The organism is Secundilactobacillus muriivasis (assembly GCF_054785195.1).
The window spans coordinates 1-20,965 of record NZ_BAABMI010000041.1 but is presented as its reverse complement, the minus strand read 5'-3'; the positions used below and the strand labels follow the sequence as shown (position 1 = coordinate 20,965).

Here is a 20,965-nt window from a genome sequence, read left to right as displayed (position 1 = left end):
GACCCAGACCCAGACCCAGACCCAGACCCAGACCCAGACCCAGACCCAGACCTGGAAACTGAGACAGAAGAAGCACATACACCAGATGAAGAAGCATTACCAGAATTGCCAATTATTGCAGATGCTGAGGATGAAGATACTGTGGTTTTAGAACCGACAGCACCAATTGCGCATAAACCTTCTTCAGCAACATTACAAACACAACCAGAATTAGTTGCAGCACAACGTCATCAAGATGATACAACAGCAACGGTAGACTTGGCACATTCTCAAGTCGCGCCAAAGGCAACTAAAGTAAAAGCAGCGGCGGCACTACCACAAACTACGGAACAAACAACTGGCGTAATGACGATGATTGGTGTGGCATTGCTAAGTCTGTTAGGGAGTTTAGGTATTTGGCACAAGAAAAAGAAACATTGAAGGTGACTTAAAAATTGATCTTTAAAGCAACGTAGTGTAGCGAATTCTTCAAGTGAGAATTCGCTATTTTTTGTGATCGATACGAAACCTTTACCAAAACGATGCTAAACCTTTACATCATCGATACGCTATCTCGACATTTCGCGCGTACGATGGCGGTAATGAAACGTCATTGAGGTTAAGAGGGGAGTGCGCAGAAATGGTAAGGATAATCGTCATCGGAATGCTGGCGCTTGGCATCGGCTTGACCAGTCAACCGCAGATAGGACAAGCAGCGGCTAACGGTCAACTGGCAAAAATGCAGGTTGCTGATCAGGATCAACCACTGCGCTTCTGGCACACTGAAGATCCACGAGAAAAACGCGATACGGTGTTGGGATTAACAGGATTGATTTTTGCGGGTGGCGTTGCCAGTTGGGCACGCCGTCGGTTCTATTAGGTCATCTAAAACGACACAAAAAAATGATCCTCACCAATCATGCAAGCGGGTTGGTGAGGATCATTTGGTTCAATGTTTGGAGAACTCAGTTGGTGAGCCGTCTCGAAGCAACGGCAAGGTGGCTTGTGATCGCAATCGGCCATCACAAGGCGTAACCATTGGTGCATTGATTACCTCTAATATCATACCATGTATAGGCACAGAATAATAGTAAGTAACAGCAGGAATTCAGTAATCAGCCGTTAACTAACCACTTAATAAACCGGGGAAATCCCTTGAGACGGTCGCGCTGAGGAAGTTTGTTGACGGTTAATGAAATGGTGTCGCCAAGCTTGACGGATTTTAACGTTCGGATGTTTTTCAAATCGGTTTGATCAAAGCTGTAGTCTAATGGAATGTGGTCGTTGATGCCACTGTCTTCTTCGATGATGTCGCTATTGAAGATGTCGGTGACGTCCGTACCGCGTCCAGTGGTGTGGCTGGTCGACCAGTAGTAGGTCTTTAACCGGTGGCCACTATCAGTCACAAAATGAACTCTGACATGACTGTTCATCAGCGCTTTGCCACGCGGTAGGAGACTAGGCGATTGCAGACTCACTTCCCGTGTTAAGAGCGAGGCACCGAAAATCAGCACGAGACAACTGACAATAATCGTTACAATGATTCGTCGTTTGGTCGAATGGGTCGACACATGGCCACCTCCTTTAAAGTAATGTAATGTTCACAAAGCTGACAATTATATTATGTCAGGTAAATGTTCAAAAAATACGGCTAAACCGTGAAGAAAGTATGAACTTTATCGGGAAAACTGTGATGAAATTATGAAGATGAGGCTAATTTGATGAGAAAATTGGTGCTTTTTCGAGCCAATTATTGAAACTGTAACGAAAACGCAATCTCACTAATGATATAGAAGGGGTGTGAGGTCATCGATTATCGTGGCGATTAAACTAGTTTCCACTAAATTTCGTTGATTAGAATTTAAGGAAAAAACCGGTTGTTTACGTCAAAAAACTTCCTAAAAGTGGTGACGGTTACATCTTGACCAGCGCACCGGAAACGAATAAGATTAGAGTGGAAAAGTAGTTTACAAAAACGTTTTACTAATCCTGGGAGGATTTTGATGAAGACACAAGATGAACTCAAGAAAATCGCTGGCTACCGCGCAGCTGAACTCGTTGACGATGGCATGATCGTTGGTTTGGGAACCGGCACCACGGTGCGTTACTTATTGGACGCACTTGGTGAACGGATGAAGAACGAAGGGGTTCACTTCACGGGGGTGCCAACATCGAAGCGGACTGCTGATTACGGCAGCAAGCTAGGCATGACAATTAAGTCGTTAGACGAAGTTGATCAAATCGACATTACGATCGATGGTGCCGACGAAATTGATCCCCAATTAAACGGGATCAAAGGTGGTGGCGGTGCCCAAACTTGGGAAAAACTCGTTGCCGTTAACTCGAAGCAATGTGCCTGGATCGTTGACGAAAGCAAGTTGGTTGACCAACTTGGTAAGTTCCCACTACCAGTTGAAGTGCTGGCCTATGGGCACCACCAACTAGTTAAGCGTCTGTCTGACTTGGGTTACAAGCCAACGGTTCGTCAAACCGCTGATGGTGAGAACTACAAGACGGATGAGGGTAACTTGATCGTTGACTTACACTTAGACCGGATTCAAGCGCCATACGACTTAGCTGATCAACTCAGCAACATGACCGGTGTCGTTGAACACGGCCTGTTCTTAGACATGACCCAAACAGTCGTTGTTGGGACGCAGGATGGTGCAGTTGTTAAAACTAAATAGGTAATGTGATGAGATTCGAGCACGTTGTTGTTCGGATCTTTTTATTTACGTTTGGATCCAGCGTAAGGGTTGGGTGCGATTGGGGTGTTGGCTGTTTGTCGTCGCTTCGCTCGCCAAAGCCGCATTGAAAAGCGCTCGTTCAGGCTACAAAATTCGGCGCCGCTTAAACTGTTATTTCCAGGGTTCCTGAAGTTATAGAAACTTGTCAACCGCGCGCTTTCTGGCCACCACGCCGAATGGCCAGATAGGCTTCTGACTTCGTCGAGTCGTGCTGCGCGAGACTGAGAGCTGCATGTAAGGCGAGTCCGGTAAACCCGCCAGGCCCGGGCGCCTTCACCGGACTCGCCTTACACACTGCTCTCAACCCGTCTCGCTCCGCACACTTACGCTGGACACAAACGACAGTAAGCAAGTTCCTTGATTAACGATGATATATGTGCTAGAACAAAGCCGGTGTGAAACGATTATCTGCCGGAATTGCGCAGTTAATAAGTGAACCGAGCCTTCCTCCAAACAGACAACCGGTCGTCACTCAAGCCCACACCATATAAGCGCCTGACACCTGAATGCCGGACGCTTTTTTGGTGAGTTAAGTCTAAGCCGGGATAGGTTAGGAATGCTGATGTATCAAGGCTTAAGACTGGTTAGTTGGTTACGAAAACCAATTGCTCAAATTTTAACAAAAAGTTCAATCAAATCTGTTGTAACCGGTTACAATCCGTGTTACTATATAACCGTGGAAGAGATAAGGGTTAACAAACCAGGACGTTTCCATTTGTAGAGTTACACCGATTATGAAGTTGATTTGATCCCGTTTTGTAGATCGAAGTGGCTGAATTGGTAACAAACGAGACAACTAGTTTGATCCCAATGTTTGAGTTTTGACAGTTCACAGAATTAATGGATTTCTAACGAACGCTAGCCACCTAAGGCTTGAGTAACACCACTAATTGAATAGCGACACATGCTTAGCGTTTCTGCATAAAACGTGCGAATATCTTAGATGTAGCGATATCACTTAGGGGTTATAAAGGGTTCGAATGTTACCGAGGTTGAGCTTATGCGATGATTGTTGAACAATCTTTGGAGTATAAGGAACCGGCGTAATGAGATTCAGATAAGTTCCGCAGTGTTTACCATCTGGCTTAACGGCAATTGAAATGACATTTAGATGAATGAAGATAATTGCGGCAGTTGGCTAGAAATAAGTATATGAGGCGATAGATAATTAATTTAATGTTTACGAAGCGGGTAAATTGGTTTTGTAACCACGTCTCTTCCAAAGCATCATAGGGCTCAAGGTTGAATGTGCCATATCATTTAGCTTTGAGTCTTTTTAGTCGGCTGAGTTTGGTCGACGATTGTAATCACCCATTTAAACTAATTTGATATATGCTATAATGGACTTCCTTGGCAGGGGCACTCCGAAGAAATATGGGCATTTCTTTGGATTTGTAAAAGGATTTACTGATTGGCGAAACAATTGGTGGATCCTTTTTTCCGTTATGGAAACCTTGTTAGAAGGCGACTAGCATCAGATTGTTTCACAAACTAGACTTGATTACGACAAGTTTAAAGCGGTTAACCGAAATTTTACCAAGCAAAGTTGGTTGTGACGGGCTAGGAAACAATGTAGAATTAGTGCGAGCTTTCCTCGTGAGTTTAGGGGCTCAAAAATGAGTGGGTAGGAGCAACATTGCATGGACAGTTTTTTTCAACACGTTGTGGTCGTTGACTTAGGGGCGCTTGGTATTGGCGAAGCACCCGAAGCGAATCGCTATGATTCGATTGGGGCAGATACGCTTAAGCGTGCCGCGATGCAATTGACGAACTTTAACTTGCCAACACTGGCGCAGTGGGGACTTGGAAACCTTCGGGATGCGAATCCCGTTCCTGGGGTCCCAACTGTTGCTGAGCCGACCGGGTTTTATGGCCGCGTTCACGTCAGCACCGCTGATTGGACCGCGACGACCGGGTGGGCAGAACTTTGGCAGGGCGATGCAACAGCGGTATTTGACCGCTTAATGCACGCAAGTATAGCGGTTAACGTTGTGAGTGCCACCGCAATTGCGGGAATGGCGCAACCGATTCAGCAGATTGCTGATGACGAAGCGGCTTTGGCACAAGCAACCAACCACCAGCAAGGATTAACGGTGATTCGATTAGTCGATGGCCTTCGGTTAGCTGCAGCGCAGCAGTCGGAAGCCTACGCCAACTGGTTGATGACCATTGATGCGCGCTTAGGGACGCTTAGTCAACAATTGCCAGCGGATACGTTACTGATTGTAACGGCAACGCAGGCAATTGATCCGGAGACTGGTCGTTTGACGCGTGAGTACGTGCCATTATTTTCATTTTCACGCAAACGACCAACGGGCATCGCACTTGGTATTCGGCGCACTTTGGCCGACGTTGCCGCAACGGTTGAAAAAAACTTTCTCGGTGTACAGTCGCAAGCTGGCCACGCGTTTTTAAGCGAACTAGGCTTAACGACGGGTGATTGACTCGCCAAATACTAGAAAGAGGGTTTAGTTTAATGTCGATGTATCTGATCGTCAACATTATTGGGGTTTTGGTTTACTTAGGGATCGCGTTCTTATTCTCCAAGAAAAAGAAAGCAATCAACTGGAAGTCAACCGCAATTGTTTTAGTGCTTAACTTAGTTATTGCTTGGGTCCTGACCAGTTTCTCTTGGGGTCGTGAAGCAGTGCAAGCTGCAGCCGATGGGTTTAACTGGTTAGTTCAAGTGGCTTATCAAGGGATCGTGTTCGCCTTACCAAACTGGGTTACCCCAGACTTCGGTGGGACTGCGAAGTCAATGAACTTCGTGACGAGTTCCTTACTACCAATTCTGTTGGTCGTACCAATGTTTGATATTTTAACTTACATTGGCGTTTTGCCATGGATCATCAAGTGGATCGGCCGTGGGTTGTCTAAGATCACTGGCCAACCAAAGTTCGAATCATTCTTCTCAGTTGAAATGATGTTCCTTGGGAACACGGAAGCCTTAGCCGTTTCACGTTTGCAGATCCAAACCATGCGTGCTGAACGGAACCTGACGTTGGCCATGATGTCAATGTCATGTATCACGGCGTCAATCATTGGGGCATATACCCAAATGGTTCCTGGGAACTACGTTTTGACCGCAATTCCATTGAACATTTTAAATGCCATTATTATTACTAACATTTTGAACCCAGTTAGCATCGAACCAGAAGAAGACATTATCGCCAAAGTTGGTGGGTCTTCTGCTGCTGAACAAAGCGATGTTGAAGAAGATGGTTCTAAAGAACCATTCTTCTCATTCTTGGGTGATTCAATCTTAGGTGCCGGCCGGTTGATCTTGATCATCGCAGCCAACGTTATCGCCTTCGTGGCCTTAGCTGCCTTGATCGACCAACTCTTGGGCTTAATTAACCCATGGTTGTCACTTGAACACATCTTAGGGATCATCATGTTCCCATTTGCTTGGTTGATGGGGCTCGATGTCAGCCACGCCTTCCAATTTGCGCAATATATGGGTACCAAGTTGGTTACCAACGAATTCGTTGTTATGGGTAAGATTGCCCCAACGATTCACGATGTTGCCAAATACGGTGCGCACTACCAAGCAATCCTGACGGTCTTCTTAACGTCATTTGCTAACTTCAGTACGACCGGGATGATTATCGGGGCCTTCAAGGGCTTGGCCGATAAGAAGTCTAACGAGTTGATCTCAAAGAACGTTGGCTACATGCTGTTAAGTGGGATCTTAGTATCACTCATGTCTGCCGGGATCGTTGGTCTGTTTGTTTGGTAAACAGCCACACTGGCAAACGAATTAAATAAGGTAACAAGAATTAATGCCACGAACAGCCCAAATCGAGGATAGCTTCTTTCGGTTAGGGCTGTTTTTGTCTTCAAAGGCATAAACGGCCAAGAAGAGATTAAGTGGTGGGTGTCGAAACGGGAGAGTGTGGAGAGAGACGGTTAGAGACTGGAGCCTAAGGTCCTTCCGTCAGAATCCCCGAACTTTGGGGATTGTGGTGGAAGGACCTTAGGTGCAAGTCTCTGCCTCTCGGAACACGTTTAGTCACGGTAGCCAAAAAACGCAGTTAAATAGCATATCTTTAAAATCAGATACGCCATTAGCCGCGCTGGGCACCACTCACCAACCTCCCCCGCTGAAACCCAGCTTCCCGGATGAGACCGGAAAGTTGCAATGCCCGATCAGTCTGTGTCGTAAGACAAAAGGATAGGGAAGTATTACATGGAACAACTGCATCAAAAGGAAACAACACCACTCCTGTCATTGAAACAGGTTTGGCAAGACAAGTCGCTGTTAAAGCGCGAAATGATCGCGGGACTAACTAGTTTCTTTGCGATTTCATATATCATCATCGTGAACCCGGTGATCTTAAAGGACGCGGGGATTCCAACGGATCTAAGTGTGTTTGCAACGATTTTTAGTTCGGTGGTGGGTTGCCTGATCATGGGCTTCTTCGCCAACGCGCCGATCGTGCTGACGCCGGGGATGGGGGTCAACGCTTTCTTCACCTACACGATTTGTTCAACGATGGGGCTGAGCTGGCAGACGGCGTTGGCGATTTCAATTGTCGCCAGCATCATTTACATGATCGTCGCCTTCACCCACTTAAGCAACGTGTTTGCCCGGGCGATTCCGGGATCGTTGAAAAATGGGATCACCGCTGGGATTGGGTTATTCTTAGTTGAAATTGGCTTGGAGAAAGCGGGCTTGATTGTCCGTGGTAAATCCGCGCTGATCGAACTCGGTAACCTAGCGTCACCAGCAACCTTACTGGCCCTGTTTGGCTTATTGCTAAGCGTGGGCCTGTATCTCCGTCACGTGACCGGCGGGTTCCTGATTGGTATCGTAGTGACGAGTGTCATTGGGGTGCTATTGGGAATTCGGGATTCACAGAGCGTTTCCGTGAGCTTGTCACGGCTAGGTGATTATCATCAATTGCTGGCCCATGCGAGTTTTCAGGATATCCTCTCAGTGCCATTCATCCTCGCTGCGTTTTCGATGACGATGATTCTGGTATTTGAATCGATGGGCCTTTTACAGGGTGTGTTACCCGATCGGCGGCAGTTCAAAGGGGCCTTTAAGGCCAGTGCGGTTACCGCGCTGTTCTCAGGGTTCCTTGGGACCAGCCCGACCGTGGCCGCTGCTGAAAGTGCGTCGGGTATCGAATCCGGCGGACGGACCGGCGTTACTGCCATTACGGCAGGGGTGCTGTTCAGCCTATCACTGTTCTTCGTACCGCTATTGGCCTACGTGCCACAAGCGGCCATCGCACCGGTCATTATCATCACCGGCGCCATCATGATGGAAAGCATCGGCAACATCGATATGACCGATTTTGCCGCGTGGTTCCCAGCATTTTTAATCATTGTGTTGATCCCGCTCACCAACAGTATCTCCACGGGATTAGCTTTCGGGTTCGTTTGTTACCCCGTTTTACGGTTGGTCGCAGGCGAAAGCGAACGTGTCAGCCCAGCCATGTACCTGCTGGGTGGTTTGTTCTTAATTGACTTGGTATTGAGTACGATTATTTAAAATACCTTGTTGAGAAATTTCCAATCTAAATGCAATTGGCAACAATTAACTAACGGAGGGATTTTCAATGACAATTAAAGTAATTATGGACACTGACCCAGGTATCGACGACGCAGCCGCTATTACCATGGCCATCAACGATCCTGAGATTGACTTACAACTGATTACGACGGTGGCGGGGAACGTGACTGTCGACAAAACCACGATCAACGCACTGAAGCTGGTTCGGTTCTTTAACGCCGACATTCCAGTTGCCAGTGGAGCGAAGTTACCACTGATCAAGCATTTTGAAGATGCTGCACGGATCCACGGTGAATCCGGGATGCCGGGTTATGATTTCCCAACTGACTTGCCAAAACCAATCAACAAGTCAGCGGTAGAAGCACTTCGCGATGCGATTTTGGCGAGTGACGAAAAGATCACCTTGGTGCCAACCGGTTCTTACACCAACATTGCACTGCTGTTCTCTGAATATCCAGAAGTAAAGGACAACATTGAACGTATCGTTGCTATGGGCGGTTCACTGGGCATGGGGAACATGACTTCCGCAGCGGAATTCAACGTCTTCACCGACCCACACGCTGCTCAAATCGTTTACAATGCAGGGGTGCCAATCGTGATGGTTGGCTTGGATATTACCATGAAGGCCTTATTGACTCATGATAGTATCGAAAAGCTGCCAACGTTGAACGAAACCGGTAAGATGCTCCATGACATCATCATTAACGATGGTGACAACTCGGATGCCGGGATCGCGATGCACGATGTGAACACCATCTTCTACCTGTTACACCCAGAAGCCATTACCACCAAGGCAATGTGGATCGATGTTCAAACCGATGGCCCAGCCATTGGCGAAACGGTCGGCGATATCCGTGGTGCTTACCACGATGGCAAGACCAACGCCGACGTCTGTGTCGACATTGATTCAGCAGCCTTCAACAAGTGGTTCTTGGAAGAAGTTACTGCGATTAAGTAAACGTTAATTAGTAAGTGATTTAGCTAAACGATATGAATGAACCACTCAGTTGTAAGGGGCTGAGTGGTTTTTTGTAGTGCGCGGAGCGAGGCGGTTAGAAGGTGGTGTGTAAGCTTCTGCCTCGCGCAGCGCCATTCGGCGTGGCTGCCGGAAAGCGCGATTGCTGACAAGTTTTGATGACTGCACATGTTTAGTTTGTGAAATGATTCTGGCTTTCTATAGTGGGAGGATGCCGCGGGAGGCTCCGGCGCTATGCGAGGCTGGAACGCAGTGGCGGGCCTACGAGCTAGGAATGGGCAAAAAGCGCCCATGCCGGATCTCTCCGGACCCGCGTATGACTAGGGCACTCGCACCTCGAACCCCACGAGGCACGACTGCCCAAGTCATACCGACACTGCTGAGCCTCGCGCGCCTCCGCCTCCCGCTACATGGTGCGTTGTCGGGAACCCAACTGCTGACTGCAACAATCTGAAGTTGACGAAACTGGACAACCGCAACGCTTGATGACAACTCAACAACCGCAAGAAACGATAGTGGTCAATATTCAGTAACCACAACGAATCAACGATTGTGCAATGTTAAATCTGCCAGTCGTGCGTCATGTTTGCGTGGACTTAACATCGTTACGTTGGCGTTAAGCAGGTATCGATGCCATATTCAGCACGATTATGAAACGGTAGCTATTATTTAATTCTGCGTTTGTCGAATCAACGTTAGGTTATTGTGTTGCCGCTGCAAGTTGTCCAGTTAAGTACTTGAGATGGTCTACAACAGTGCCTGTGTGCACATTGTGAGATGGAGGTATCCGGCTAGGTGGATGCTGTGTCGCGATAATTGGTGGTTGTTGACGAACTTCCAACAACCACCAATTATCGGGGACGAATTGAAGACTCGCACGATTTTTGGCGAGGCTTCAATTCGAGGTCTGAGACCGCTCTTTGGCTCAGACCGGCCCCACAGCAGGAACCTAGCCGGATACCGGAATCGACAGTTTACGCAAATCACCGTACTTCACAAACTGAACAGTAGCACACTTACGCTAGACACAAACGAAAGGGTTATGCTATTGCGTCTAACTTCAATTTAAGGTAAAGTAGAAAAGAACGTGGAACACGTGTTTCACAGAGAAATTATAGGAGAAAACTTCATGAACGAGACACAATTTCAAGCTGCTTTGGCCGCTCAGGGAATCACGTTGACGCAGACGCAGATGGATCAGTTTGACCAGTACTATGAATTGCTGGTTGAAACGAATAAGCATCTGAATCTGACGACGATCACTGAGCGTGGCGAGGTTTATTTAAAACACTTCTACGATTCACTTACGCCAGCGTTTTACGTGCCACAGTTGACTAGTGAACCGCTTCGTTTGTGTGATGTTGGGGCCGGCGCTGGCTTTCCTTCCATTCCATTGAAGATTGCCTTTCCGCAGTTGAAGATCACCATTGTGGATTCACTCAACAAACGAATCACATTCTTACAGACGTTGATCGATACGCTGGGCTTAACTGGGGTATCTGTTTACCATGCGCGGGCTGAAGAGTTCGGTGGCAAACGCTCTGAACATCGGGAAAGCTATGATTTAGTGACGGCCCGGGCCGTTGCGCGGATGAGCGTGTTGAGCGAACTGTGCTTACCTTTGGTTAAAGTGGGTGGGCAATTCGTGGCCATGAAGGCGGCGCAAACTGAAACGGAATTGGGCAATGCAGAAAAGGCGTTAACGTTACTTGGCGGTAAGCTGGTATCGGATCAAGCCTTTACGTTACCTGAATCTGGTGATGGTCGGCATATCGTGGTGATCGATAAACTCAAGTCAACCCCTAAGCGGTATCCACGAAAAGCTGGTACGCCAAACAAAGAACCCCTCGGTGGGGAATAAGCGATGGCGTTTCAAGTGGACGCTAAGTTGTGAAAGGAGGACGTGATGGTGTTCTCATTATTTGGTAATAAAGATAAAGCCAATAAAGATCATGGCGAATCAATCAAGCAAAACGTGGTCATGGTACCCGTTGCGGCCATTGTGCCGAACCGGTTTCAACCCCGTCAAGTCTTTAGCGAACGGGGCATTGAAGAACTGGCGCAAACAATTGCGGCGCACGGCCTGTTACAACCCATCGTTTTGCGGGAGTATGAGCCTAAAAAGTACGAGATCATTGCGGGTGAACGGCGCTTTCGGGCGGTTAAATCCCTAAAGTGGCGGGAAGTTTCAGCAATCATTCAAGAAATGTCGGATGATGAAACGGCCTCACTAGCATTGATTGAAAACTTGCAGCGTGAGGAACTATCCCCCGTTGAAGAAGCGCAGGCTTACCAAGCACTCATGAAGCTCAATCAGTTAACGCAGTCTAAATTGGCCAAGGAAGTTGGCAAGAGCCAATCGTTCATTGCCAACAAATTGCGGTTATTGAAGTTGAGTGAACCAGTGCAAACCGCGATGTTAAACCGTGAGATCAGTGAACGTCATGGTCGGGCGCTGTTAGCAGTGACGCCATTGCAACAGGCGAAGCTCTTAGCCCGAATCAAGGCGGATCATTTAACGGTTAAGGATACGGAACGCCTGATTCAACGTTTGAAGGCTAAGACCGACAAGAAACCGTCTCAATCAACGGTTCGGTCCGTTTCGGCGGATACCCGGGTGGCCGTTAATACGATCAAGGAATCCGTTAAGCTCGTTAATGAAGCTGGGTTAGATATTAAGACCCAAGAAGAGGACGGTGCGGATAGTTACCGCATCATCATTGATATCATCAAAAAAGCATAGGGGAGTGAGAACCAATGGCAGATATTATCGCACTTGCAAACCAGAAGGGCGGCGTGGGCAAAACCACCACTGCTGTCAATCTGGGTGCCGGGCTAGCCAACCTTGGTAGTCGGGTATTACTCGTTGATATTGACGCACAGGGTAACGCCACCAGTGGCGTGGGAATTGCCAAGTCCGTCATCAACAAGGATATTTACGACGTTTTAGTCAACGAAGACCCAATTGCTGATGTGATTTTACATACTGAACATCAGGGGTTAGACATTGCGCCAGCAACGATTCAGTTGTCTGGTGCGGAAATCGAGTTAACGGCGCAAATTGCCCGAGAGACTCGGTTAATGGGCGCGTTAAAAGCGATTGAAGATCAGTACGACTTCATTTTGATCGACTGCCCACCTTCGTTAGGGTTACTCACGATCAACGCCTTTACCGCCAGCAATTCAATTCTAATTCCGGTCCAAAGTGAATACTATGCGTTGGAAGGGCTGAGCCAACTGCTCAATACCATTCAGCTGGTTCGCAAGCATTTTAACCCCGATTTGAAGATCGAAGGGGTCCTCTTAACGATGTACGATGCCCGGACTAACTTAGGGCGTCAGGTTAACGAAGAAGTTCAGAAGTACTTTAAAGATAAGGTCTATCAAACCATCATCCCTCGAAACGTTCGCTTATCCGAAGCGCCGAGTCACGGGATGCCAATTATGGACTACGATGCAAAATCAACTGGTGCGATCGTCTACACGGAACTTGCAAAGGAAGTGGCAGCTGCTCATGGCAAACAAGAACAATAAAGGATTAGGGCGCGGCATCGAAGCGTTGTTTGCGGATAACAGCGTGGACCCGGAAGCGGAAACGGTGGTTGATCTTAAGCTAGATCAAATTAGCCCTAACCCGTACCAACCCCGCCAAAAATTCGATGAAGATGCGTTGCAAGATCTTGCACGGTCAATTAAAAAATCCGGCGTATTCCAACCGATTATCGTCCGTCAACCCGATCCTGAAGTCTCGCGTTACGAGATTTTAGCTGGTGAACGGCGTTACCGGGCGTCCAAATTAGTGGACAATGATTCAATTCCTGCTATCATTCGGGAGGTAACCGAATCCCAAATGATGGAAATTGCCGTGATGGAAAACTTGCAGCGTGAAGATTTGACCCCGTTGGAAGAAGCCGAAGCCTACGAGATGCTGATGAGCAACTTGAAGCTAACGCAAGCGGAAGTCTCCTCACGTTTAGGTAAGAGTCGGCCATACATCGCCAACTATTTACGGCTATTAGGTCTGCCAAAGCAAGTGAAGGATCTGTTACAAAAGAAACGCCTGTCCATGGGGCAAGCGCGGACGTTGTTGTCACTAAAGGACCGGAGTCAGATGGTTAGCTTAGCTAATCGGGCAGCGGACGGTAAGATGACGGTTCGGGCGCTGGAAAGCGTTGTGAATAAGATGAACGGCCAAGCCGCAGAGCAACCTAAGAAACGGCCAAAGCAAAAGTCACCCTACCTCCGAGCTGGCGAAAACGTCTTGCAGGAGAAGTTTGGCACGCAGGTTTCAATTAGTGAATCCAAAGAAGCCGGTCAGGGGAAAATCGAAATCGAGTACTTATCTGATGACGATTTGAGCCGAATTTTGGAAATCTTGGATGTGCATTTAGACTAAAACGAGGTGTTCGTATGTACGATCTTGGCGATATTGTTGAAATGAAGAAGCAACATCCGTGCGGCGTTAACCGTTGGGAAATCGTACGGATGGGTGCCGATATTAAGATCAAATGCACTGGTTGCGGTCACATTGTGATGCTCAGCCGGCGTGAATTTGAAAAGAAGCTCAAAAAGGTCCTTGAGAAAAAGGCCCAAACAGATTAAACCAAAACGAAAGAGAGATAAACGATGTCATTAACAGCAGGAATCGTCGGCTTACCAAACGTCGGTAAGTCAACTTTATTTAACGCAATCACAAAAGCGGGCGCCGAAATGGCGAACTACCCGTTTGCAACGATCGACCCAAACGTCGGTATGGTGGAAGTCCCAGATGATCGTTTGGCCCGGATTCAAGAATTGATTCCAGCCAAGAAAGTGGTCCCAACGACCTTTGAATTTACCGACATTGCCGGAATCGTTAAGGGTGCCAGCAAGGGTGAAGGTTTAGGAAACAAATTCTTGGAAAACATTCGCCAAGTGGACGCCATTGTGCACGTTGTTCGGGCGTTTGATGACGACAACATTACCCACGTTTCTGGTAAGATCGACCCAATCGACGATATCGAAACCATTAACTTGGAATTAGGCATGGCTGACTTGGAAGCCGTTGATAAGCGTTTGGCAAAGGTTCAACGCGCTGCTAAGGGGAGTGACAAGGAAGCTAAGGCCGAATTAGCCGTTCTCGAAAAGATCAAGCCAGTCCTTGAAGCCGGCCAAGGTGTCCGGACGATGACGTTTGACGAAGACGAACAACCAATCGTGAAGGGCTTATTCCTACTGACCAGCAAGCCAGTACTCTACGTGGCCAACATTGCTGAAGATGACATGGCGGACCCGGAAGCATCTAAATACTTCAAGTTAATTGAAGATTACGCTGCTAAGGAAGGCGCCGAAGCGATTGCCGTAGCTGCCGAAGCCGAAGAAGAAATCGCCCAATTGGACGATGACGAAAAAGCGGACTTCTTGGAAGCAGAAGGCGTCGAAGAACCAGGCTTGAACCGTCTGATTCGCGCCTCATACAAGCTGTTAGGCCTCCAAACCTTCTTCACGGCTGGTGGTAAGGAAACAAGAGCGTGGACCTTCCGTGAAGGCACCAAGGCCCCACAAGCAGCCGGTATCATTCACTCAGACTTCGAACGTGGCTTCATCCGTGCCGAAGTCATGGCCTTTGACGACTTAGACAAGTACGAAACAGAAACGGCAGTCAAGGAAGCCGGCCGTTTGCGGGTTGAAGGTAAGGATTATGTCATGAATGATGGGGATATTGTGGAGTTTAGGTTTAATGTTTAGAGTGTGAAAAAAAGCGCTTAGGGAGCGGAGTGTAAGGAGACCCCAGGTAAAGGCCTGGGTTTCGGCCTTTACCTGGGGTCTCCTTACATGCAGCGCCCTGCTTTTTTTCACACGTTTCGGCGCGGTGGCCAGAAAGTGGTTTAGTTGGTAGGCTTCACTAAAGAAGCTGATAAGCTGATCATCCAAGCAACCAACAGAGCCGAAACAAACGTAGTAGAAGAGAGCGTCGCCGGTATCTCTCAAGAGAGAAACGACGACCTAACAGGAAACGCTGCTGTACCACCAGCATTCGGTGACGTAACGGCACCATTCCAGCTTTACTACGCTAACAATTAACAAAAACCAACACCAAAACAGCACCACCTGAAGGACCCACACCCGCCAACCAGGCGCTAACCTTCAGCACAGTAACTAACCAGGGGAGGATCACAACTTGAGCGACAACGAAAAACGCAACGCGAATGCCCAGCAACGTAACCGTAACGCGGGCGCGCGCCAGGGACACAACACCACCGCTAAGAACGAGCGGGCGGCATTTGATAACATTGGTTTAACGAAACGGAACTCGGACTACATGTTCCGGTTCAACCAGGCTTTGCAGGGGACTAAGTTGCCTGTTGACAAGAAGTCTGAAATTATTACTGAAACGATTGAAGCACTGAAGGAAGGTCAAAAGACCGGTAAAACGGCGAAGAACCTCTACGGTGGGGACGTTAACGTCCGGGTCAAGGAACTCGTTGAAGGGCCAAAGCGGCCTGAAGGGGCGGATGATCCATATTGGCCAAGTGCGTTGTACAACGGCTTAACCTTCTTCGCTATCTTCAGTATCATGTTTGGCATTATGTACCTCTTATCGCCAAGCACGCAAAAGAACAGTCAACCAGTTGGGATCATTTCAATTATCTTCTCAGCTGTCATTGCCGGGTTAGCGTTGCCGCTGGTACCACGGTTGTTTGATCCAAAGCGGGATCACAAGTACTCACTTTGGGCACGAATCCCAATGGTGATCGTCTTCGTTATCGCTTGGTTACTGTTGTTCTACGCTATGGCTTACCTGCCATTCTACTTGAACCCAGTTCTGACCGCATGGCCACAACTGATTCTCGGTGCCTTAGCCGGGTTAGGTTCATTCTACGTTCGTCGCAGATGGGACTTGCAACAGGGCTTCTTCAGCTCTGGCAACTCGCGCCGGCGTCGGTAATTAGAATTATAAATACTGAAAGCGGGATATCGTCTATGGACGGTATCCCGCTTTTTTACTGTCGTTTGTGTCTAGCGTAAGCATTCTTCTGTTCAGTTTGTGAATTGCTGTGATTTGCGTGGACTTACGATTCCGGTCAGCGGCTAGGTTCCTGCTATGGGGCCGGCCTGAGCCGAAGGGCGGTCTCAGACCTCGAATCGAAGCCTCGCCAAAAAACGTGCGAGTCTTCAATTCGTCCCCGATAATTGGCGGTTGTTGAAAGTTCGTCAACAACCACCAATTATCGCGACACAGCATCCACCTAGCCGCTGACCGGAATCTCATATTGCGCAATTCGTTAACTATTGCAGGTCATCTCAAGCACTTAACTGTTCGGTTTACGACAGTATTGCAACGACTGACGTTGATTCGACAAACGCAAGAATTTAGTATTGCGCAATCGTTAATTCATTGTAGTTACTGAACATTAACCACAATTGTTTTCACAGTGTTGAGTTACCGTCTAACGTTGTTATCCGTACTTTCGTCAACTTCAGAATGTGACAGTCGGCGGTTCTGTTACCGACAGCGCACAACGTAGCGGGAGGCGGAGGCGCGCGAGGCTCAGCAGTGTCGGTATGACTTGGGCAGTCGTGCCTCGTGGGGTTCGGGGTACGAGTGCCTTAGTCATACGCGGGTCCGGAGAGATCCGGCATGGGCGGTTTTTGCCCATTCCTAGCTCGTAGGCCCGCCACTGCGTTCCAGCCTCGCATAGCGCCGGAGCCTCCCGAGGCATCCTTCCACTATGCAAAACCAGAATCACTGAATTTCACAAACTAAACATGCTTACGCTAGACACAAACGACAGCAACAAAAAAGCACCGAAACCAAACGGCTTCGATGCTTCAGAAAAGTTAAAGTTAAATTTAGTTCTTGTCCATTGCGTGGCCACCGAATTCGTTCCGGAGGGCAGAAACAACTTTACCGTTAAAGGTATCGTCTTGTAATGAACGGAAACGCGTCATAACAGCGTCAGCGATAACTGGGGTTGGAACACCATGAGCCATGGCGTCTTCAACAGTCCATTGGCCTTCACCGTTAGAGTGCATACGACCCTTGATGGCATCCAAGTGAGCGTCCTTGCTGAAGGCGTCTTGAATCAATTCCATCAGCCAGCTACGGATAACTGAACCGTGGTTCCAAACCTTAGCAACGGCTTCGTAGTCATAGTCAAAGTCAGAAGCATCAAGCACTTCAAAACCTTCACCCATGGCAGCCATCATCCCGTATTCGATACCGTTGTGGACCATCTTCAAGTAGTGACCTGAACCGGCCTTACCAGTGTAAAGGTAACCGTCTGGTAATGAGATACCATCAAATAATGGACGGATCGTTTCGAATGAAGCAGCGTCATCGCCACCGATCATGAAGTTACCACCGTTCAAGGCACCACGCCAACCGCCTGAAGAACCGCAGTCAAAGTAGTGGATACCCTTTTCGCCTAAGAGACGGTTGTGACGAAGGGAGTCTTTCCAGAAAGTGTTCCCACCGTCGATCAAGATATCGTTTTCGTTAAGCAATTCTGCTAATTGATCGATAGTAGCATCAGTTGGCTTGCCGGCTGGAACCATTACCCAAACGATCTTTGGTGATGGTAATTGGCTAACCATGTCTTCAAGGCTAGTAGCTTTAGCGGCACCGTAAGTAGCTGCTTCGTCAACTAACTTCGTATCCAAATCGAAGCCAACGACTTCATTGTTGTTACGAATCATGTTTTGGGCTAAGTTAATCCCCATTTTTCCTAATCCGATTAAACCTAATTTCATTAGAAAAACTCCTCGTTTCGTTTTTGTCTGTCGGTTATCAACGAACTTATTATATTCGATATTGCTGGGATTCGCAAGCCCAAATGTAAATTATTTACATATCCATTTACATTTGTGTAAATGACTTTGTGAATGAAACCGGTACCAAAGCCTAACCTATCAAGAACCACGTGATTAGGAGTGCGCTAGACCAAATACCAAAACAAAAAAATTTAAGTTGCCAAGTCAACGCTAATAATTCTCGCGTCATGGCATGGAAGAGGGACGTGATGGTTGTGGGGGCTCCGATAACCGTTACTTGTAAGTCTGCACGGTAGGCCCAGTAACGGCTACGGAGGAGGTGGTAGTCACTTGTGGCAACGACCACGGTGGGGGTGTGCGGCCCTTGCCAGGTGGTTTTGATGAGTTGGGCGCTGTGACTGAAGTTTTCCTGCGTTGAGGTTGACTGATCCTCTAATAGTAACTGGTGTTGTGGAATATGGTGTGATAGGGCGACGCCTGCCATAGTAGTCGCTTCTGAGGTAGGCTCACCGGCCCCCTGACCACCGCTGAGAATTAATTTTGGTGGAAATGGTTGTTGGTGGTAGTAGTCAAAGGCGGTATTTAAACGGCGCATCAGCACTGGTGAAGGTCCAGTTGACGTGACCTGCGCGCCTAAGACAATCAGGTAGTCCGCTCGTGATGGTATCGGCTGGCGCAATATGAGCCAACGGGTAAACAGTGCGTAGTTGGTAATACCTAATAGGAAAAGACCGCTTGTTAGCGCGACTAGCCAAGCGATGAATTGATGCGGGAATAATAGAAGCGGGGCAGCGAAGAACGCGTCTAGTCCCAACAGTAGCAAGGTGAGTGGTCGCCAAAATGCTTGCTGAGGTGATTGCCACACTAATGGTCGGCACCCGTAAGCAGTGAGTACATTTAAAATAACGCAAATAAGAAGTGGCATCTGAACGCCTCGAAGTCGTTTTCTTCTATTATACCTTGTATTGACTTTTGCCGAATTCATTTGTATCATTAAGCACAGCAAGGAAGCATTTTAGTAGAAGCAGAGGCAACGATGAAGAAATCTGGCGGGAGCTGCGAGCCAGACGTCCTTGATTCGAATTACGGTGTGGAGCGTTTCGAGCTTTTCGACGGGTCATTCCGATATCAATGTCGAGCGATTCGCTGAATAGTAGCGGATAACTTGGGTGGTAACGCGGAATTTATTTCGTCCCGATTAGGTCTAACCTAGTCGGGACTTTTTTTACTATATAAGGAGGTTACATCGTGACAATTTTAGACGAACTTAAATGGCGGGGTGCCATTAATCAACAAACTGATGAAGCAGGACTGACCGAACTCGTGAAGGAAAAGGCTGTTGGCTTGTATGTCGGTATCGACCCAACCGGTGATTCAATGCATATTGGTCACTTAATTCCCTTTATGATCTTGAAACGGTTCCAGTTAGCTGGTCACCGCCCATACATCATTATTGGTGGTGGGACTGGTTCGATTGGTGATCCAAGTGGTAAGAAGTCAGAACGGGTACTTCAATCAATGGAACAAGTTCACCATAACGAAGCCGCTATTACAGCTCAAATGGAACGCTTATTTGGCCAAGATGGTAGTTTTAAGATTGTGAACAACTATGACTGGTTGTCAAAAATCTCCCTATTAGACTTCTTGCGTGATTACGGGAAGCTCTTTAACGTGAACAACATGTTAGCCAAGGAAGTCGTTGCCTCACGTTTGGAAGTCGGGATTTCCTTCACTGAATTTACGTACCAAATCTTGCAATCGGTTGACTTCTTGCACTTGTTCCAAAAAGAAGACGTTCAATTGCAAGTTGGTGGTGCTGACCAATGGGGCAATATCACAGCTGGTATCGATTTGATCCACAAAATCGAAGGTAACGAGGCGAAGGCTTACGGCTTGACCATTCCATTGATGCTGAAGGCGGATGGCACGAAGTTTGGGAAGACCGCTGGTGGTGCAGTTTGGTTAGATGCTGAAAAGACGACGCCATACGAGTTCTACCAATTCTGGTTGAACCAAGATGACCGCGATGTTGTCAAATACCTGAAGTACTTTACCTTCTTAACGGAAGATGAAATCAACGATTTAGCGAAGCAAGTTGAAACGCACCCAGAAAAGCGGGAAGCCCAACGTCGCTTGGCCCAAGAAGTTACCGCGTTCGTTCATGGTGACGAAGCCGTTACCGAAGCCGAAAATATTTCTAAGGCCTTATTCTCAGGTGACGTAGCGGAATTATCTGTTAGCGAAATCGAACAAGGCTTTAAGAACATGCCTTCAGTAGACATCACAGCGGAGAAGCGTAACATCGTTGAATGGTTGGTTGACGTTACGGCAATCGAACCATCACGTCGTCAAGCACGCGAAGACGTCAACAACGGGGCTATCCGGATCAACGGTGAAAAGGTAACGGATGTCGAAGCCGAAATCAATCCAAGCAACCACTTTGATGGTAAATTCGTAATCGTTCGTCGTGGCAAGAAGCGTTACTTCTTGGCACGGGTGAAGTAATCACTACTATATAGAAGTACGAAGCAGTCTTTGCAACCTTACAGAGGTGGCAAGGCTGCTTTTTTGATTGCGTGAAAGTGGCTAATGAAAAATGAATGGCTGGTAAATGCGATTGAAAAGTTAGCGATTATCTCAAACTAAAAATGAATCACGAAAAAAATGTGAAAAAGTGTTGACCTTAGTCGTTAATCTTGGTATAGTTATTTCTGTTATCGCGAGCAGCAAAGGCGATGTGGACCAATTAAGAATTTAAATATTCAGAGGTTGACATCAATTGTTTGAGATGATATATTAGTAAAGTTGCTTCATCCGATAACGATCTTGCTTGAAATGTTGATTTCAAAAAGTTCTGGTTGACAACTTAAACGAAATTAGATACAATTTAAGAGCTGATTCAAAAAGAATTAGCTTGGTAGACCTTTGAAAACTGAACAAAGTTTTGTTTCACAAATGTGCAGGGTATATCACTTCGGTGATATCAAA

At 47.5% G+C, this 20,965-nt stretch carries 18 protein-coding genes; 15 read left to right on the top strand and 3 right to left on the bottom strand.

Annotation, left to right across the window (positions count from 1 at the left end; translation table 11 throughout):
- Both ACYVR3_RS10950 and ACYVR3_RS10945 read left to right on the top strand, forming a co-directional pair.
- Nucleotides 1–420, top strand: a 420-nt coding sequence (locus tag ACYVR3_RS10950) for an LPXTG cell wall anchor domain-containing protein (protein ID WP_461244270.1), incomplete at its 5' end; no start/stop codon positions are given.
- Nucleotides 421–619: 199 nt separating this feature from the next.
- Nucleotides 620–859, top strand: coding sequence for a hypothetical protein (locus tag ACYVR3_RS10945; protein WP_461244269.1), 240 nt, complete (start codon nt 620–622; stop codon nt 857–859).
- A 235-nt stretch (nt 860–1,094) separates the two neighbouring features.
- On the opposite strand, the gene ACYVR3_RS10940 is transcribed toward ACYVR3_RS10945, so the two are convergent.
- The gene (locus ACYVR3_RS10940) at nt 1,095–1,550 is read right to left on the bottom strand and encodes a hypothetical protein (RefSeq protein ID WP_461244268.1); all 456 of its coding nucleotides are present in this window, start codon (nt 1,548–1,550) and stop codon (nt 1,095–1,097) included.
- A 432-nt stretch (nt 1,551–1,982) separates the two neighbouring features.
- Between ACYVR3_RS10940 and rpiA the strand changes: the two genes are divergently transcribed.
- The 12 genes from rpiA (at nt 1,983) to ACYVR3_RS10880 (ending at nt 16,151) form a co-directional block, all read left to right on the top strand.
- On the top strand, nt 1,983–2,666 hold the full coding sequence (rpiA, locus tag ACYVR3_RS10935; protein WP_461244267.1) for a ribose-5-phosphate isomerase RpiA: 684 nt from the start codon (nt 1,983–1,985) through the stop codon (nt 2,664–2,666).
- A gap of 1,700 nt (nt 2,667–4,366) precedes the next feature.
- Nucleotides 4,367–5,170: an alkaline phosphatase family protein gene (locus tag ACYVR3_RS10930; protein ID WP_461244266.1), complete on the top strand. Its 804-nt coding sequence runs from the start codon at nt 4,367–4,369 to the stop codon at nt 5,168–5,170.
- Nucleotides 5,171–5,208: 38 nt separating this feature from the next.
- Complete coding sequence (locus tag ACYVR3_RS10925; protein ID WP_461244271.1) at nt 5,209–6,465, top strand: NupC/NupG family nucleoside CNT transporter; 1,257 nt, start codon at nt 5,209–5,211, stop codon at nt 6,463–6,465.
- A 450-nt stretch (nt 6,466–6,915) separates the two neighbouring features.
- Nucleotides 6,916–8,226 carry an NCS2 family permease gene (locus ACYVR3_RS10920; protein ID WP_057152065.1) on the top strand — a complete coding sequence of 437 codons (1,311 nt, stop codon included), beginning with the start codon at nt 6,916–6,918 and terminating at the stop codon, nt 8,224–8,226.
- A gap of 67 nt (nt 8,227–8,293) precedes the next feature.
- Entirely contained in the window at nt 8,294–9,205 is a 912-nt protein-coding gene (gene rihC, locus ACYVR3_RS10915) for a ribonucleoside hydrolase RihC (RefSeq protein ID WP_057152064.1), read from the top strand.
- A 1,147-nt stretch (nt 9,206–10,352) separates the two neighbouring features.
- On the top strand, nt 10,353–11,084 hold the full coding sequence (rsmG, locus tag ACYVR3_RS10910; RefSeq protein WP_461244265.1) for a 16S rRNA (guanine(527)-N(7))-methyltransferase RsmG: 732 nt from the start codon (nt 10,353–10,355) through the stop codon (nt 11,082–11,084).
- Nucleotides 11,085–11,129: 45 nt separating this feature from the next.
- Nucleotides 11,130–11,966 (top strand): nucleoid occlusion protein, encoded by an 837-nt coding sequence (gene noc / locus ACYVR3_RS10905; RefSeq protein ID WP_461244264.1) that lies wholly within the window; start codon nt 11,130–11,132, stop codon nt 11,964–11,966.
- A 14-nt stretch (nt 11,967–11,980) separates the two neighbouring features.
- The gene (locus tag ACYVR3_RS10900; protein WP_461244263.1) at nt 11,981–12,757 is read left to right on the top strand and encodes a ParA family protein; all 777 of its coding nucleotides are present in this window, start codon (nt 11,981–11,983) and stop codon (nt 12,755–12,757) included.
- Complete coding sequence (locus ACYVR3_RS10895; RefSeq protein WP_054737108.1) at nt 12,738–13,619, top strand: ParB/RepB/Spo0J family partition protein; 882 nt, start codon at nt 12,738–12,740, stop codon at nt 13,617–13,619. Before ACYVR3_RS10900 ends, ACYVR3_RS10895 begins: the two co-directional genes overlap by 20 nt.
- A gap of 14 nt (nt 13,620–13,633) precedes the next feature.
- Nucleotides 13,634–13,825, top strand: coding sequence for a DUF951 domain-containing protein (locus tag ACYVR3_RS10890; protein WP_461244262.1), 192 nt, complete (start codon nt 13,634–13,636; stop codon nt 13,823–13,825).
- Between the two features lie 24 nt (nt 13,826–13,849).
- Nucleotides 13,850–14,950, top strand: a complete 1,101-nt coding sequence (ychF, locus tag ACYVR3_RS10885) for a redox-regulated ATPase YchF (RefSeq protein WP_057152062.1) — start codon at nt 13,850–13,852, stop codon at nt 14,948–14,950.
- A gap of 433 nt (nt 14,951–15,383) precedes the next feature.
- Nucleotides 15,384–16,151, top strand: a complete 768-nt coding sequence (locus ACYVR3_RS10880) for a DUF1129 domain-containing protein (protein ID WP_461244261.1) — start codon at nt 15,384–15,386, stop codon at nt 16,149–16,151.
- 905 nt (nt 16,152–17,056) lie between these two features.
- On the opposite strand, the gene gnd is transcribed toward ACYVR3_RS10880, so the two are convergent.
- On the bottom strand, nt 17,057–17,956 hold the full coding sequence (gene gnd, locus ACYVR3_RS10875; RefSeq protein ID WP_057152061.1) for a phosphogluconate dehydrogenase (NAD(+)-dependent, decarboxylating): 900 nt from the start codon (nt 17,954–17,956) through the stop codon (nt 17,057–17,059).
- Nucleotides 17,957–18,107: 151 nt separating this feature from the next.
- Nucleotides 18,108–18,842: a YdcF family protein gene (locus ACYVR3_RS10870; protein WP_461244260.1), complete on the bottom strand. Its 735-nt coding sequence runs from the start codon at nt 18,840–18,842 to the stop codon at nt 18,108–18,110.
- Between the two features lie 383 nt (nt 18,843–19,225).
- Here ACYVR3_RS10870 and tyrS point away from each other — a divergent pair, with 383 nt between their 5' ends.
- Nucleotides 19,226–20,482, top strand: a complete 1,257-nt coding sequence (tyrS, locus tag ACYVR3_RS10865; protein ID WP_461244259.1) for a tyrosine--tRNA ligase — start codon at nt 19,226–19,228, stop codon at nt 20,480–20,482.
- The last annotated feature ends 483 nt before the right edge of the window (nt 20,483–20,965 follow it).